Consider the following 14,844-nt stretch of genomic DNA (forward strand, 5'->3'; position numbering starts at 1 on the left):
AATTGATTTTAATATTTACCTAATAGTTCATCAAATGATTCAAAAAAAGTAAACAATGCACAAGAAGCTTTAGCGGGGGTAAAAAGTAACATGACCCTTATGTTGGGCGGATTTGGTTTGTGTGGAATTCCTGAAAATGCTATTGCAGAGCTGGTGAAACGAAATGTGAGAGCGCTTACTTGCATATCTAATAATGCTGGTGTTGACGATTTTGGATTAGGATTTTTGTTGCAGAACAAACAAATTAAAAAAATGATTTCTTCTTATGTTGGAGAGAATGAGGAGTTTGAAAGACAAATGTTATCGGGAGAATTGGAAGTAGAGCTTACGCCCCAAGGAACTTTAGCAGAAAAGTGCAGAGCGGCACAAGCAGGTTTCCCAGCGTTTTATACCCCAGCGGGTTACGGAACAGAAGTTGCAGAAGGAAAAGAAACAAGAGAGTTTGATGGTAAAATGTATGTTTTAGAACCTGCATTTAAGGCCGATTTTGCATTTGTGAAAGCTTGGAAAGGAGATGCTGCAGGCAATTTGATTTTTAAAGGAACTGCCAGAAACTTCAATCCAAATATGTGTGGGGCAGCAACGATTACGGTTGCTGAAGTTGAGGAATTGGTTCCCGTTGGAGCCCTAGATCCAAACAATATTCATATTCCAGGAATATTTGTACAGCGTATTTTTCAAGGCGAAAACTATGAGAAAAGAATTGAGCAAAGGACTGTTCGCAAGCGCGATTAAACGGTGTAGATTGAGCAAGTAGTACTGAAGTTTAAAACACCGAGAGTAAAAAGCATTTTAAATCATAAAATTTTCAAATTGTAATGTTAGATAAAATAGGAATCGCAAAGCGAATTGCACAAGAAGTTCAAGACGGATTTTATGTCAACTTAGGAATTGGAATCCCTACTTTAGTAGCAAATTATGTTCGAAAAGACATTGAGGTTGAGTTTCAAAGTGAAAATGGGGTATTAGGAATGGGTGCTTTTCCTTTTGAAGGTGAGGAAGATGCAGATATTATCAATGCTGGAAAGCAGACCATTACAACTCTTCATGGTGCAAGTTTTTTTGATTCAGCAACGAGCTTTTCCATGATTCGTGGAAAACATGTAGATCTTACCATTCTTGGTGCAATGGAAGTTTCTGAAAATGGAGACATTGCCAACTGGAAAATTCCAGGAAAATGGTAAAAGGAATGGGTGGTGCTATGGATTTAGTGGCTTCTGCAGAGAATATTATCGTTGCCATGATGCACACCAATAAATACGGAGCGTCTAAGATATTAAAACAATGTTCATTGCCCTTAACCGGCGTGGCCTGTGTTACAAAAGTTGTTACCAATTTGGCAGTTTTAGAGGTAAAAAACAATGCCTTTTACTTACGAGAAAGAGCTCCTGGAGTTTCTGTTGAAGAAATCAAAGTTGCTACAGAAGGAACCTTAATTATTGAGGGAGATATTCCAGAAATGATCCTTTAGACTGTCTAAAATTTAACCATAGTTGCTCAATTAAAAACAAATACCCTTAAAATGAAAATTATATCTTATAATGTAAACGGAATCCGAGCTGCTTTGAAAAAAGGATTTTTAGATTGGTTGGAAGCCGCAACTCCCGATGTGATTTGCATTCAAGAAACTAAAGCACACAAAGATCAATTGAACTTAATCGATTTTGAGAACGCAGGTTATCCGTATCACTATTGGTTTTCTGCTCAAAAAAAAGGCTATTCATCGGTCGCTATTTTTTGTAAGAAAGAGCCCAATCATATAGAATATGGAACCGGGATTGAATCGATGGATTTTGAAGGCCGAAATCTTCGAGTAGATTTTGATGAGGTTTCAGTTATGAGTTTATATCTCCCTTCAGGAACCAATTTAGAACGCCTAGAGTTTAAGTTCAAGTACATGGATCAATTTCAACAATACATCCAAACATTAAAGCAAGAAATTCCAAATCTAGTCATCTGTGGCGATTACAATATATGCCATGAGGAAATAGATATTCACAATCCAAAAATGAAAGGGGTATCAGGGTTTTTACCTGAAGAAAGAACTTGGATTGGAGAGTTTATCAATGACGGGTTTGTGGATAGTTTTAGATATCTTCATCCTGAAAAGCAAGAATATTCTTGGTGGAGCTATCGAGCAAATTCTAGAGCTAATAACAAAGGATGGCGTTTGGACTACGCTATGGTTTCAACTTCATTAAAAGAGAAGATCGCACGGTCATATATTTTATCAGAGGCAAAACATTCTGACCATTGCCCTATTGCCGTAGAATTGAATTTATAAAATATTACTAGAAAACTACATGAAAAATATATTCCTGCTCTTATTTTTTAGCACCGGTGTTTTAGCACAAATGCCCAACGATATAGTTTCTAAAAGAATCGATGCTTCAGATTTGTTTTCTGATTATGATATTGCGCTCATAGACAGTTTATTGATGGATTCAAAATACAAGTCTCCCTTGTATTATTCCTCTGAATATTTGATGGAGGATGTAGAAAAAAAAATGTCACAGATGTTCCGTTAACAACCGAGATTTTAAAACAAAGATTGGCGAAAATTGATGCAAAAACACCTTTTCACATTGCTTACAATCCAGCCTTAGAAAAAGTAATCAAGTCTAATTTAAAATATCGAAAAAGATATTATCCAGCATTGATGGCAAAAGCGACTTATTATTTTCCAATGTTTGAGAAGTATTTGGATCAATACGATATTCCGTTAGAAATGAAATATTTGGCAATTGTAGAATCGGCTTTAAATCCAACCGCAAAGTCGCGAGTTGGGGCAACAGGTTTGTGGCAATTCATGTATTCAACGGGAGTTCAATACAAATTAAAGGTCAGTTCCTATGTAGATGAGCGCCAAGACCCTTTAAAAGCAACCATTGCCGCTTGCCAATATTTATCGGATTTATTTACCATTTTTGGCGATTGGGATTTGGCTTTAGCTGCCTATAATTCGGGGCCCGGAAATGTTTCAAAAGCGATAAAACGTTCTGGAGGGTATCGAAATTATTGGAATATTCGCCCTTTTCTACCCAGAGAAACGGCAGGTTATGTTCCCGCTTTTTATGCAACCATGTATTTGTTTGAATATCAAAAAGAACATCAGTTGGTTGCCGATCAACATCAAATTCGACACTTTGAAACAGATACTATTCGTATTCAAAACACGGTTAGTTTTGATCAAATATCAGAAACTACAGGAATGAGTTTAGAATTGATTCAATTTTTAAACCCCTCCTATAAGTTAGAGATCATTCCATTTATCGAAGGAAAAAATTATGCGATTACTTTGCCCAGAAAAAATACCTTGTCTTTTTTAGACAAAGAAGAAGAGGTGTATGCCTTGGCAAAAAGGGATGCTGCTAAAAGAGAAAAACCACTGCCTAAATATTTCGAATTGGATAAGCGTATTCGCTACAAAGTAAGAGATGGAGATTTTTTAGGAAAAATTGCCAATCGATTTGGAGTGAGAGTCAGTGATATCAAACGTTGGAATCGCTTAAAAAATAATCGATTACAAATTGGACAAAGATTGAGTATTTATCCTAAAAAAATTGCAGTTCCAAAGGCTTAATCTATTGCGCTGTCAAAAAGGAAAAATAATTCATATAAAATTGATTTCTGAGCTAATCTTTTGAAGTCGATGTATAAGTGGAACAATATTTGCTTGCTATTTGCAAACACAAAAATTATAAGGATATAATATGAATTTCATGAAAAAATTAGGCTATTTAGTATTGATACTTTTGATTTTGTCAGCTTGTGATGGTAAAAGTTCTTTTGTTCAAAAACAATCTGTAGGGAGTATCAATAAAGTCATGGTAGTGATTAAAAGTAGTGATTGGATGGGTGAAGTGGGAGACAGTCTTCGCAGTTCCTTTGGAAAAATTGTGGTGGGATTGCCCCAACCTGAGCCGACCATTACACTTTCCCAAGTTGCTCCTTCTGGCTTTGGAAACATGATGAAATCTTCTAGAAGTATTATAATTATTGAGGAAAGTGAAAAAGAACAGTTCTCTATAAAATACAATGTATACGCGAACCCACAAACCGTTGTGTACCTCTCTGCAAAAGAGGATGCCGATTTGATTCGGATCTTCAAGCAACACGAAAAAGAAATTTTAGCAGCTTTTAGGCAGGCAGACATTACCACCACTCAAAAGATTTTTTCAAAATCAAAGATGGATGTATCTACTTTCAAAACGTTACAAAATTTAGGGCTTTCATTTACGATTCACAATCAATATAGAACCGTAGAAGATACGGGAGAATTTTTGTGGTTGCGTCATCATCTAAAAAGCGGAATTGCACAAACTGGGAGTAATAATATTTTGGTGTATAGTGTTCCTTTGGAAGATGAAACTAAGGTTGCAGACCGAATTATTGAAGTACGAAATGCGATTGGAAAAAAGTACATTCCAGGATCAAATCCAGAAACCATGCACATGATTACTGAAGAGGCCTTTACTCCGATTACTTATGATGCAAAAATTGACGGGAAAAAAGCTTATGAAACTCGAGGGAAATGGGAAGTAAAAAATGACTTTATGGCAGGGCCTTTTTTAAATTATTCTGTTATCGATGATAAGAACAACAGAGTGGTCGTTTTTGAAGGATTTACATATGCTCCATCAATTAACAAAAGAGAATTTCTATTCGAATTGGAAGCAATTGGAAAATCGATGAAGATTAGGTAAATAAAAAAATGAGCATGAACCGAGAGTGAATCTCTTCGGTTTTTTTATGCAATATTTTAAAAACCAGAAACTTAGTTTTATATTTGAGATTCAATTAAAAAACAATCAATTATGGAAATGAATTATAATATGCTGTTTTTAACAGCCTTAGTGCCAATGATTATTGGGTTTGTTTGGTATGGTCCATTGTTTGGAAAAGCTTGGATGGTAGAAATGGGATTTACCAAAGAATCTCTAGCAAAAGCCAATATGTTCAAAATATTGTTCTTCAGTTATTTGTTTAGTTTGATGATTTCATTTTTTTTAGCAACCGTAGTCATCCATCAGACAGGAATTTTTTCAACCTTAGCGGGAGAGCTAAGGCTTTGCTGATAAAACTGGTGCAGCCTTCGGTTATTATCAAGACTTTATAAGTACTTATGGAGATCGCTTTCGGACCTTCAGTCATGGAGCTCTTCATGGTGCCATAGCGAGCATTTTTTTTATACTTCCAGTTGTATCGATTATCGCACTCTTTGAAAGAAAATCGTTCAAATATGTTGCTCTCAATGTTGGGTATTGGATGGTAACCTTAGCGATTATGGGCGGCATTGTTTGTAAGTGGAACTACTAATACAAGTTTCTTTATCAGTACAGTTTACAGAAAAAACCTGACCGATTTTACGTCGATCAGGTCTTTGATATACAATAGAATTTTTAGTAGCCTACTTTTGCTCTCACTCTTTGAATGACTGCTGTTGCTACTTTTTTTGCTTTAACTTTCCCAATGGCGAGTGCCTCATCAATTTCGTGTTGGTGCTCCATAAAATGGGTATATCTAGCTCTAATTGTTGCAAATTTTGAAATCACCAATTCATAGAGTGCTTGTTTTGCATGGCCATATCCATAGTTCCCTGCCAAATAGTTGGCACGCATTTCTTCGGTTTGTTCAGGAGAAGCTAGTAATCTATAGAGGGCAAAAATAGTGTCGGTTTCTGGATCTTTTGGATCTTCTAAGGCCAAACTATCCGTTTTAATTCCCATAATTTGCTTGCGCAATTGTTTGTCGGGCAGAAAAATATTGATGGTATTATTTCTCGATTTGCTCATTTTTTCACCATCAGTTCCTGGAACCAATTTGGTGTTCTCTTGTATTTTAGCCATGAGGCGCTACTAGGGTTTCTCCGATAACATTATTAAATCTGTTGGCAACATCTCTAGCCATTTCTAAATGTTGCAATTGGTCTTTTCCAACGGGAACAATTTCGGCATCATACAATAAGATATCAGCAGCCATCAGCATTGGGTAGGTAAATAATCCCGAGTTTACATCTCCCAATCGATCTGATTTGTCTTTAAAACTATGTGCTAACGTCAGCCGTTGATAGGGGAAAAAACAGCTCAAATACCAGCTTAATTCAGTAACTTCTGGAATATCACTCTGTCGATAGAAAATCGTCTTAGAAACATCTAAACCACAGGCCAACCATGTTGCTGCAGTACTGTAGGTGTTTTTTCTTAATTCGTCACCATCTTTTATTTGTGTCAAAGAATGCATGTCTGCAATGAATAGAAAAGATTCGTTATCAGGATTATTTGCCATTTCAATGGCAGGTAATATTGCACCTAGTAAATTTCCTAAATGGGGTGTTCCAGTACTTTGTACGCCTGTTAAAATTCTTGACATTTGCTGTGTTCTTTTTAATGTGTAAGTGGGTTTTTTGGGTCCACTTTCAAGGCAAAAATAAGGTTTTGTTTCAGAAAACCAATCATACAAAAGAATATTAGTACTTTTGATTTCCTATGAGATTTATAAAGATTCCGTTTCTGTTAGTTTGGCGAATTTGGTTTTATGTCCTAATGTTTGGAACCATTATTCTTATGTCCCCAGTATTATTTCTTTTAACCATCAAAGAAGTACATTACCACCACTTATGGAAACTGATCCGAATATGGGCCAAGGGACTTATTTATGGAATGGGGTTTCGTTTAAAATTTCAATTTGACGAACAAATTGATCCTGAAAAAAGTTACATGTTTTGCCCCAATCACGGTTCATTTATGGATCCCTTTGTATTAATTGCGTCTAGCAAAAATCCAATTGTATTTGTAGGAAAAAAAGAACTGGTTAAAATTCCCATTTTTGGTTTCTTTTATCGAAGAATTGTAATTATGGTGGATAGGAGTAGTCCTAAAAGTAGAAAGAGAGTCTATGAAATGGCGAAGAAAAGATTGCAGAATGGCACTAGTATTGCGATCTTTCCAGAAGGACTTGTTCCAACAGAAGATGTGGTGTTGGCTCCCTTTAAAAATGGAGCTTTTAGTTTGGCTATTGAATATCAAATTCCAATTGTTCCGCAAGTGTATTATGATTGTAAACGATTTTTTTCTTGGGATTTTTTCAAAGGAAGACCTGGTGTATTTCGCATACGTCAACACCCCTTTATTGAGACAAAAGGACTTAGTGAGTCTGATTTAGAGAATCTGAAAGAGACTGTCTTTTCAACGATTCATACCGATTTGTTGGCTGACGAAAAATATATGAAAGACACAAATCGAAAATTACAATGAGCGAAAAACTAAATCATAGGTACAGCGAAAAAGAAGAATTTTTAAATGTCCTTTCCCATGGTTTTGGATTGGTACTCTCATTGATTGCTTTTCCTTTTTTAATCCTAAAAGCCTTGAATTACAATGGTTTTTGGAAGCCTATAAGTTTTATTATTTATGGGTTTAGTCTAATTCTCTTATATGCTGCCTCTACCTTTTATCATGCTGCTAAAAAACCCAAACTTAGAAGAAAGTTAAATATTTTTGACCATGCTGCCATCTATATCCTGATAGCAGGCGGATATTCCCCTTTTTGTTTGGTTGTACTGAACACTTCATTAGGTTGGTATGTATTTCTATTTGTGTGGATTTTTGCATTGGTAGGAGTTGTTTTAAAGCTTTTTTTACAGGGAAGTACGATAAGATTTCGACCGCGATGTATTTATTAATGGGATGGCAAGTTGTTTTCTTTGCAAAACCCTTAGCAAAGAGCCTTTCTGAAACTAGTCTTAATTTATTAATTTTAGGGGGGATATTGTATACACTCGGAGCCCTTTTATATTCTATAAAAAAGTTGCCCTACAATCACGCTATTTTTCATGTGTTTGTTTTATTGGGAAGCCTCAGCCACTTTGTAAGCATTTATTTTTTAGCTGAAACCGCTTGAGCACTTTTTATTTCCAATCTTTATATGGAACCTTACTTAATTTAGAGTTGTAATATTTTTCGTCTCCTGTAACTTCGTTACCTAACCACAAAGGTTTTTCAAAGGAATCGGATTCATTTTCCAATTCAACTTCGGCAACAATCAAGCCGCTGTTGTCTCCAAAAAATTCGTCAATTTCAAAAACATGATGATTGCTTTTTACATAAAAGCGAGTTTTTTGGATGATACTTGGTTCGCACAACTGCAACAACGCTTTCGCTTCTGCAAAATCAATTTCTTTTTCCCATTCAAATCGGGTTGTCCCCGAAGTATTTGATTTTCCTTTGACAGTCATATAGGCTTTATTGTCAGTAATTCTGACACGAACAGTCCTGTTTTTATCGGAGTTTAAATAGCCTTGATGTATTGTTTTTTGAGCAAAACTTGCCGCTTTAAAAGAGCTGTCTTTTACCAAAAATTTTCGTTCTATTTCCAAAGCCATTCAAAAGATTTTTAAGAAGTACTAATGTATTTAATTTTGTCGTTATTATAACAATAAATAAATATCTTTGAGAGACTTATTTTCACTATGAAAAAAATACTGTTTTTAATTTTTCTATTATGCTCATTTTCTGTTTTCGGACAAACCGATTATAGTGCCTCTTGGGAAGATTTTTATTCCTACAATAATGTAAAGGATTTTGTAAAGGTAGACAATATAATGTATGCCCTTTCTGACAATGGTGTTTTTACTTACAATACCCGTTCTCAGGAAATTAACAAAATCTCATCCATCCAAGGTCTCTCTGGCGGAACAACATCGGCGATCTATTACAGTACTTCTTTCAAAAGGTTGGTAATTGGCTATCAAAACGGGTTAATTGAAGTTGTGGACGAAGATGGTAGCATTACCATTTCTTCCGATATTGTCAATTTTAATCAAAACGGAGAAAAAAGCATCAATCATATTTTAGAATACAACAACAAATTATACCTGTCAACCTCTTTTGCTATTGTGGTGTACAACCTTGAAAAGTTAGAATTTGGAGACACTTATTTTATAGGAAAGAATTCTTCAGACATCGGCATCAATGAAACGGTCATTTTGAATGAGACGATCTATGCCGCAACAACTTCTGGCATTTTTTCTGCAGACATCAACAGCAAATTACTGATTGATTTTAACCTTTGGCAGCAGAATTTTATTGGAACAGAATTTACGGGAATTACTGTTTTTAACAACAACCTCTACACAACCTCAGCTTCACAGTTATTTCGAGTGGAAGGAGTGAGTTTGATTACTCAAAGCAATTTTTTTCAAACGATTTATGGGATGAAAAGTTCATCTTCAAATCTCGCTTTAACATTGAATACCTCAGTCAAAATTTTTGACAACTCAATGAGTTTAGTCGCAACCATTGAGACCAATGACGATTTTGAGTTTACATTAAATACTTCTTTTGTTGCAGAGGATACTGTTTGGTTGGCAACTAAGGAATTTGGAGTTCTAAGGGCATCCCTAATAAATCCAACTGGGTTTACTGAAATTCATCCAGAAGGTCCTTTGTCGAACGAGGTCTTTGCAATTGATGTTTTAGATGCTAATTTCTGGATTGTTTATGGAGGATACGATGCTACCTATACCCCCATTCAAAAGAGACAAGGTTTTTCGCATTTTAATGGAGAACAATGGATCAACCATCCCTACAATTCGAACGCTCCTATTGGAGATCTAAGTGCTATATCTATCGATCCAAATCATGAGAACAGGGTGTATATTAGTTCTTTTGGCGATACTGGAAGAATCAATACTTCATTGACAGGAGGTTTATTGGTCGTTGAGGATGATGAAATCAAAACCTTTTACAATCAATTAAATAGCCCATTGGAAGATATTGTTTTTAATTTACCCGATCGAGTAACGATTAGAATCAGTGGTACTGGGTTTGACAATCAGGGGAATTTATGGGTCACCAATATTGGAGGAACCAAAGAGTTGAAAAAACTTTCTACAAATTTGCAATGGTCTGGAGTCGATTTAAATCCTATTACAACAAATATTGCTCTTGGATTGAACGAGGTAGTGGTGGACCAAAACAACAGTATTTGGATTGGAACTCGAAGAAATGGAGTTTATGTGTACAACGAAACTGGAGATCGAAAAAAAGCGCTCACTACCGATGCGATTTCGGGTGCATTGCCCGATTTAAACGTTCGAACGGTTGCCGTCGATCGGAATAATAGTGTGTGGTTGGGCACAAAGTCGGGGCTGGTTGTATTTAGCAATGCCTCTTCAATTTTTGATGAAGGGAAACAGGTAGCACTTCCTATTATTATTAATGTGAATAGTGATGGTTTTGGAGATCGTCTTTTAGGAGATCAAACGATCAACACCATTGCCATAGACGGAGGAGATAATAAATGGTTTGGATCCGATAAGGGAGGGGTTTTGTATACAAGTCCTAATGGGAAAACCACTTTGGCTAATTTTAGCAAGAGAAATTCGCCATTACCATCCAATAGGATATTAAAAATTAAAGTTGATAAAAATAATGGGAAAGTATATTTTGCTACGGATAAAGGGATCGTTGCCTACAATAGTAAGGTGGCTCCTTTTGGAGCGTCTTTGGGAGCTGTATATGCCTATCCAAACCCCGCCTTACAAAATCATGAAACGGTTACCATTGACGGTCGAAATGGAACGCATTTACCAAAAGGAACCAATGTTAAAATTGTAGATGTGGCAGGGAATCTAGTTTATGAAACCAATGTTGTGGAAGGGGAACAACTACAAGGAGGAAAAGTAGTATGGAACAAAAAAATCTTGCAGGAAACCAAGTAGCCTCTGGAATTTATATTGTTTTACTTTCCAATGATGATGCGTCAGAAACTTCGATTACTAAAATTGCAATTGTAAATTAATGGCAATTATCAGTACAAAAGCAATTGTTTTGAGCGCTATAAAATACAGCGATTCTAGCTTAATAGTAAAATGTTTTACTGAGAAATTAGGAGTCAAAACCTATTTAATTCGTGGGGTTTTAAAAAACAGGAAAGGGGTTATCAAAGCAGCCTACTTTCAACCTCTCACGCAACTTATACTAGAGGCAAATCACAAGCAAAAATCGAATCTTCATTCGCTTAAAGAAGTACATGTCTCACATGCCTACACCTCAATTCATAGAGACATCGTTAAGCAGTCAATTGTATTATTTTTATCCGAAATTTTGTCAAGTAGTATTCAAGAAGAAGAGGAAAATTCCGTATTGTATGAGTATTTAGAAACCGCTTTGATCTGGTTAGATACCCACGACAAAATTGCGAATTTTCATTTGCTTTTTTTACTCAACTTTACAAAGTATTTAGGGTTTTATCCTGATCTCTTCGATCAAGAGACAGCCAGTAGTTTTAATTTGTTTGAAGGGAGCTTTTCTAATGCCTTTACAGACAAAAATTGTATTGTACACCATAATTTATTTCTTTTTAAAACCCTCTTAGGCATAAATTTTGATGCTATAGAAAATGTGTTGTTTAGCAAACAGGACAGACAGGCTCTTTTGCAAATTATAATTCGGTATTTTGAATTACATTTAGACGGTTTTAGAAAGCCAAAATCCCTAACGATTTTAGAAACGGTATTTAGTTGATGAGAATATTTTTTATTATTTTTCTAGTAGGTCTAAACTTAAGCTCTTTTTCTCAAGAAATTAAAGTTTTAGATAAAGAAACAGGTAAAATAGTGAGAAATGTTACTATTTTTAACCAGAATCAAACCATCACTCTGACGACAAATAATAATGGAATCGCAGAGGTTTCTTCTTTTGAGGAGGATGAAATCATCTATTTTTCACATATTTCCTATGCATTATACAAGCTGCGAAAGTCCAAATTAAAGCCCACTCTTTTTTTAACCAAAGAATCAGAACAGCTGAACGAAGTCGTTTTATCTGTTTTTAAGAGTAAAGAGAAGAGCAATCGAATTGCAGAACAAGTTGCTGTTTTATCACAAAAAGACATCTTGAAAATTTCTCCTCAAACTTCTGCAGATTTATTGGCGGGTATTCCTGGGATTAAAGTTCAAAAATCGCAATTTGGTGGTGGAAGTCCAGTGCTTCGGGGAATGGAGTCGAATCGTGTCTTATTGGTGGTCGATGGTGTTCGAATGAACAATGCCATCTATCGAAAAGGACACCTACAAAATGCTATTTCAATTGCTCCAAATCAACTCGATAGAACCGAAGTAGTGTTTGGACCGTCTTCTGTAATCTATGGATCTGATGCGTTGGGTGGAGTTATTCACTATTATACAAAAACGCCAAAACTTTCGGAAGAAGCCAAAGTAAAAACAAGTTTTTTCAATCGATATTCAGGTGTCAATTCTGAAATCACGACCAATGCTTCTGTGGCATTAAGTTTTAAAAAATGGGCTTCTTTTACTAGTGTTTCCTACAGTAACTTTGGAGATTTACAAATGGGAAAAAAGCGATCTCATGGTTTTGAGAATTGGGGAAAAGTTTTTTATTTTTCTGAAAATAAAAATAGTGAATACAATGCCGCGCCAACCTTAAACCCAAATGTTCATCTTCAAAAAAACACTGGATATTCTCAAACAGATGTGTTGCAGAAATTCTATATTCCAATATCAGAAAACACCGAATTGAAATTGAATATTCAATTTTCGAAGTCCTCAAATATTCCCAGATTTGACCGACTAACAGAGCGAACCAATCCACTCGACCCGTCTTCTTTAAAATTTGCAGAGTGGTATTATGGACCTCAACAGCGATTTTTATTTTCACCGCAATTGATTCTTAATCCAGGGGAAAAGTGGTTAGAAAAAGGAACTTTAACTTTTGCGTATCAAAATATCAAAGAGAGTCGAGTTCAGCGTAAATTTGGAAGTTTGAAACGCTCCTATAGAGAAGAAACGGTGAACCTTTTTAGTGTTAATGGTGATTTTTCGGTGCCGCTTACCCAAGACCAAAAACGTACTTTAACCTATGGTTTTGAGTTTGCATACAACGATGTTGATTCCAATTCTTTTGGAAAAACATTGGATGTAATCAACCCTCATGAGACTGGTTTTGCAGACGATTTTTTAGTGCAATCAAGATATCCAGATGGTGGAAGTAGCTATGTGAGTGCTGCAGTCTATCTAGGATACCGACAAGATATCAATAGCAAGTCAACCTTAAATTCAGGGATCCGGTTTACCAATACGTATTTAAAGGCAAATTGGGAAGATCAATCCTTCATTCGTTTGGCTGACCCTAGTATCTCAGCAAACAATGCTGCCATCACGGCAACTTTAGGTCATGTATACAAACCTTCACCAAATTGGCAAATTAATAGTGTTTTGTCTTCAGGGTTTAGATCTCCAAATATAGATGATGTTGGGCGTGTGAGAGAAAAAGCAGGCAATGTGACCATTCCGAATGTTCATGTCGATCCAGAGTTTGCTTATAGTGCAGAATTTGGTATTCAGAAATACTTCAACAATAGACGATTTCGTTTTGGAGGAAGTGTTTTTTATACACTTTTAGAAGATTATATTCAAAGAGATTTTGTGTACAATCCAGATGGAAGCATTCTGCAGGTAGCATTCGATGGAGAATTTGACAATGCAGTAAACAATCAAAATAAAGGGAATGCTTATATCACAGGGTTTACCACAAGTTATTTAGGAAAAATATCGAAGCACTGGAACACATCTGCCTTTATTACCTATACCAAAGGAAGGACGTATGACAGCAAAGAACCGATGTCTTCCATACCACCTCTATTTGGTCAACTGGAAGTAAATTATACCTTGGACAAATTTGAATTTGGAGCCAATTTCCGATTCAATAGTAAAAAAGAGATTTCAGATTTTAATTTTACTGAAGGGATCGATAACCACGAACTTACCCCAGTAGTAAATGCAACTGCGACCAACGATGTTGAAAAGTATTATGGAACACCTAGTTGGCAAACGATCGGAATTAACGGAAGGTATCTCATCAATGAAAATCTCTCTTTTCAAGCGAGAGTAGCAAATCTATTCGACGAACATTATATTGAATTTGCCTCGGGGGTTTCTGCTCCAGGACGTAATGTTTCGGTCTCTTTTTTAGCTACTTTTTAATAGCTTTAAGAATCCAAACATCTTGTTGAGGCTTGCTGTTTTGTATTTCCTAAGGTATATGATTTAAAACAATTAAATTATTTTTAGCAAAAACATCTTTAAGGAATTTCGGGGATTGATAGGAAGCAAATAGCCTATTTCCTTCCTTTTTGTATGTATGAGTAATGAGACTTCCAGAGTTGTATAATTCTAGCTCTTTAGGCAATAATTTAAAAGTATGAGCATCTCCATGAGTGGTTAAAAAAAGAAGCCCATTGTTTTTTAAAACCCTAGTTAATTCTGTCATCCAAGAATAATGCAATTCTTCTGAAAGATGTGTAAAGATGGATATACCATAAATAATATCTAAAAAATCATCCTTAAATTGTAAAGGAGGATGTAAATCATTATTTTTAAAATGAATTCCTTCTAAATTTTCAGAACACCATTTTACATATTTTTTATTGTAATCTGTTCCATAAAAAGTATTTGTTTTTTTTAATGTTAAAGGTAAATGCCTTAAAATTCTACCAGTTCCACATCCCCAATCTAAAATTGATATGTTTTCTAATTTTTTAAATTGACTTAAGTGATTAATTAACCATGTTGCTGTAGGAATTCCATTAGTATAAAATTTATCGTAATTTAGATTGAAAGTTTCATATAAATAAAAATCAGGGGGGAGTTTTACCTTAGGATTATTTTTTTTAAACTTTTTATTTGATTTTCTGTTTTTCCATTTTTGGCGATAAAAGTTTATCTGTTCAATAATTGATAATAAATTAAGATGAGATAATATTTTTTTTAAGATAATTTTTTTCAACTTAAGATAAGTTTATATTTTTGTAAATATAAAATAA

Annotated in this window: 13 protein-coding genes and 3 pseudogenes; 13 read left to right on the forward strand and 3 right to left on the reverse strand. The window is 35.1% G+C overall.

Translation table 11 applies throughout. The features are described 5' to 3' along the window. Positions 1-90 precede the first annotated feature (90 nt). The 8 genes and pseudogenes from RRF69_RS05810 (at position 91) to RRF69_RS11780 (ending at position 5,319) form a co-directional block, all read left to right on the forward strand. Positions 91-735 carry a CoA transferase subunit A gene (locus RRF69_RS05810; RefSeq protein WP_316941075.1) on the forward strand — a complete coding sequence of 215 codons (645 nt, stop codon included), beginning with the start codon at positions 91-93 and terminating at the stop codon, positions 733-735. An 83-nt stretch (positions 736-818) separates the two neighbouring features. Beyond that, a pseudogene (locus RRF69_RS05815) lies at positions 819-1,471 on the forward strand (3-oxoacid CoA-transferase subunit B). 51 nt (positions 1,472-1,522) lie between these two features. After that, on the forward strand, positions 1,523-2,284 hold the full coding sequence (locus RRF69_RS05820; RefSeq protein ID WP_316941076.1) for an exodeoxyribonuclease III: 762 nt from the start codon (positions 1,523-1,525) through the stop codon (positions 2,282-2,284). Positions 2,285-2,303: 19 nt separating this feature from the next. Then, positions 2,304-2,528, forward strand: coding sequence for a hypothetical protein (locus RRF69_RS11775; RefSeq protein ID WP_410479469.1), 225 nt, complete (start codon positions 2,304-2,306; stop codon positions 2,526-2,528). 23 nt (positions 2,529-2,551) lie between these two features. Next, on the forward strand, positions 2,552-3,583 hold the full coding sequence (locus tag RRF69_RS05825; protein WP_410479470.1) for a transglycosylase SLT domain-containing protein: 1,032 nt from the start codon (positions 2,552-2,554) through the stop codon (positions 3,581-3,583). Positions 3,584-3,722: 139 nt separating this feature from the next. Further along, complete coding sequence (locus RRF69_RS05830; protein ID WP_316941077.1) at positions 3,723-4,706, forward strand: DUF4837 family protein; 984 nt, start codon at positions 3,723-3,725, stop codon at positions 4,704-4,706. A gap of 111 nt (positions 4,707-4,817) precedes the next feature. Next, positions 4,818-5,078, forward strand: coding sequence for a DUF1761 domain-containing protein (locus tag RRF69_RS05835; protein WP_316941078.1), 261 nt, complete (start codon positions 4,818-4,820; stop codon positions 5,076-5,078). Positions 5,079-5,172: 94 nt separating this feature from the next. Then, positions 5,173-5,319, forward strand: a complete 147-nt coding sequence (locus tag RRF69_RS11780) for a DUF1761 domain-containing protein (RefSeq protein WP_410479478.1) — start codon at positions 5,173-5,175, stop codon at positions 5,317-5,319. 83 nt (positions 5,320-5,402) lie between these two features. Here the strand turns inward: RRF69_RS11780 and trpS are convergent. After that, a pseudogene (gene trpS, locus RRF69_RS05840) lies at positions 5,403-6,372 on the reverse strand (tryptophan--tRNA ligase). A gap of 194 nt (positions 6,373-6,566) precedes the next feature. Here trpS and RRF69_RS05845 point away from each other — a divergent pair. Then, entirely contained in the window at positions 6,567-7,256 is a 690-nt protein-coding gene (locus tag RRF69_RS05845; RefSeq protein WP_316941079.1) for a lysophospholipid acyltransferase family protein, read from the forward strand. Beyond that, a pseudogene (gene trhA / locus RRF69_RS05850) lies at positions 7,253-7,902 on the forward strand (PAQR family membrane homeostasis protein TrhA). Before RRF69_RS05845 ends, trhA begins: the two are co-directional and overlap by 4 nt. A gap of 7 nt (positions 7,903-7,909) precedes the next feature. Here trhA and RRF69_RS05855 read toward each other — a convergent pair. Next, positions 7,910-8,383: a CYTH domain-containing protein gene (locus tag RRF69_RS05855; protein WP_316941081.1), complete on the reverse strand. Its 474-nt coding sequence runs from the start codon at positions 8,381-8,383 to the stop codon at positions 7,910-7,912. 87 nt (positions 8,384-8,470) lie between these two features. On the opposite strand from RRF69_RS05855, the gene RRF69_RS05860 reads away from it, so the two are divergent. From RRF69_RS05860 to RRF69_RS05870, 3 genes are all read left to right on the forward strand, one after another. Continuing rightward, positions 8,471-10,723, forward strand: coding sequence for a hypothetical protein (locus RRF69_RS05860; RefSeq protein WP_316941082.1), 2,253 nt, complete (start codon positions 8,471-8,473; stop codon positions 10,721-10,723). A 79-nt stretch (positions 10,724-10,802) separates the two neighbouring features. Then, positions 10,803-11,528, forward strand: coding sequence for a DNA repair protein RecO (gene recO / locus RRF69_RS05865; RefSeq protein ID WP_316941083.1), 726 nt, complete (start codon positions 10,803-10,805; stop codon positions 11,526-11,528). Then, complete coding sequence (locus RRF69_RS05870; RefSeq protein ID WP_316941084.1) at positions 11,528-14,005, forward strand: TonB-dependent receptor plug domain-containing protein; 2,478 nt, start codon at positions 11,528-11,530, stop codon at positions 14,003-14,005. Before recO ends, RRF69_RS05870 begins: the two co-directional genes overlap by 1 nt. A gap of 49 nt (positions 14,006-14,054) precedes the next feature. Here RRF69_RS05870 and RRF69_RS05875 read toward each other — a convergent pair whose 3' ends face one another. Continuing rightward, positions 14,055-14,807, reverse strand: coding sequence for a class I SAM-dependent methyltransferase (locus RRF69_RS05875; RefSeq protein ID WP_316941085.1), 753 nt, complete (start codon positions 14,805-14,807; stop codon positions 14,055-14,057). Positions 14,808-14,844: the final 37 nt, after the last annotated feature.

Source organism: Polaribacter sp. HL-MS24 (assembly GCF_032758595.1).
Taxonomy (GTDB): domain Bacteria; phylum Bacteroidota; class Bacteroidia; order Flavobacteriales; family Flavobacteriaceae; genus Polaribacter.

Coding starts and splice junctions, on each gene's coding strand:
- recO (WP_316941083.1), top strand. CDS start 10,803: ATGGCAATTATCAGTACAAAAGCAATTGTTTTGAGCGCTATAAAATAC.
- RRF69_RS05870 (WP_316941084.1), top strand. CDS start 11,528: ATGAGAATATTTTTTATTATTTTTCTAGTAGGTCTAAACTTAAGCTCT.
- RRF69_RS05820 (WP_316941076.1), top strand. CDS start 1,523: ATGAAAATTATATCTTATAATGTAAACGGAATCCGAGCTGCTTTGAAA.
- RRF69_RS05855 (WP_316941081.1), bottom strand. CDS start 8,383: ATGGCTTTGGAAATAGAACGAAAATTTTTGGTAAAAGACAGCTCTTTT.
- RRF69_RS11775 (WP_410479469.1), top strand. CDS start 2,304: ATGAAAAATATATTCCTGCTCTTATTTTTTAGCACCGGTGTTTTAGCA.
- RRF69_RS05845 (WP_316941079.1), top strand. CDS start 6,567: ATGTCCCCAGTATTATTTCTTTTAACCATCAAAGAAGTACATTACCAC.
- RRF69_RS05810 (WP_316941075.1), top strand. CDS start 91: ATGACCCTTATGTTGGGCGGATTTGGTTTGTGTGGAATTCCTGAAAAT.
- RRF69_RS05830 (WP_316941077.1), top strand. CDS start 3,723: ATGAAAAAATTAGGCTATTTAGTATTGATACTTTTGATTTTGTCAGCT.
- RRF69_RS05860 (WP_316941082.1), top strand. CDS start 8,471: ATGAAAAAAATACTGTTTTTAATTTTTCTATTATGCTCATTTTCTGTT.
- RRF69_RS05835 (WP_316941078.1), top strand. CDS start 4,818: ATGGAAATGAATTATAATATGCTGTTTTTAACAGCCTTAGTGCCAATG.